The 718-nt window shown below is 45.3% G+C and carries 4 tRNA genes and 1 rRNA gene; all 5 read right to left on the bottom strand.

Annotation, left to right across the window (positions count from 1 at the left end):
• Positions 1-12: 12 nt before the first annotated feature.
• Positions 13-97: transfer RNA gene (locus NiCM35_RS26640), tRNA-Leu, on the bottom strand.
• Between the two features lie 24 nt (positions 98-121).
• Positions 122-197, bottom strand: a tRNA-Lys gene (locus NiCM35_RS26635).
• A 6-nt stretch (positions 198-203) separates the two neighbouring features.
• A tRNA-Thr gene (locus NiCM35_RS26630) sits at positions 204-279 on the bottom strand.
• Between the two features lie 21 nt (positions 280-300).
• Positions 301-376: transfer RNA gene (locus NiCM35_RS26625), tRNA-Val, on the bottom strand.
• Between the two features lie 9 nt (positions 377-385).
• Positions 386-502: ribosomal RNA gene (rrf, locus tag NiCM35_RS26620) — 5S ribosomal RNA — on the bottom strand.
• Between the last annotated feature and the right edge of the window lie 216 nt (positions 503-718).

Raw genomic sequence — 718 nt, 5'->3', positions numbered from 1 at the left:
CTGATAATAAATTGGTGCGGGTGAAGGGAGTCGAACCCCCACGCCTTGCGGCGCTAGATCCTAAGTCTAGTGCGTCTGCCAATTCCGCCACACCCGCTTAATACTATTTTAAGTTTACTAATGGTGAGCCATGGAGGATTCGAACCTCCGACCCTCTGATTAAAAGTCAGATGCTCTACCGACTGAGCTAATGGCTCATTAGATGGTGCCGGCTAGAGGACTTGAACCCCCAACCTACTGATTACAAGTCAGTTGCTCTACCAATTGAGCTAAACCGGCATATAATAATCGTCAAAATAATGGTGGAGGATGACGGGATCGAACCGCCGACCCTCTGCTTGTAAGGCAGATGCTCTCCCAGCTGAGCTAATCCTCCATATATAACGCCTGGCGACGTCCTACTCTCACAGGGGGAGAACCCCCAACTACCATTGGCGCTGAGAAGCTTAACTTCCGTGTTCGGTATGGGAACGGGTGTGACCTTCTCGCTATCGCCACCAGACTTTTCTCAAGACACATTTTATTATACATGTTTTTGAGACTTTTTCAAGTATAATTTTAGAAAATTATTCCCTGAAAACTAGATTATGGTAAGAAGAAAGAAACAAGTAATCATTTTGTTCAGCTCTAATGCCATAAACAGGCATTTCCGCTTTTCATTTTAGTTAAGTCCTCGATCTATTAGTATCAGTCAGCTCCACATGTCGCCATGCTTCCA

The sequence above is a fragment of the Niallia sp. M35 genome, assembly GCF_050971705.1.
Taxonomy (GTDB): Bacteria; Bacillota; Bacilli; order Bacillales; family Cytobacillaceae; genus Niallia; species Niallia circulans_A.
The sequence above is the reverse complement of the archived record's forward strand: the minus strand, read 5'-3'. Positions and strand labels throughout refer to the sequence as shown.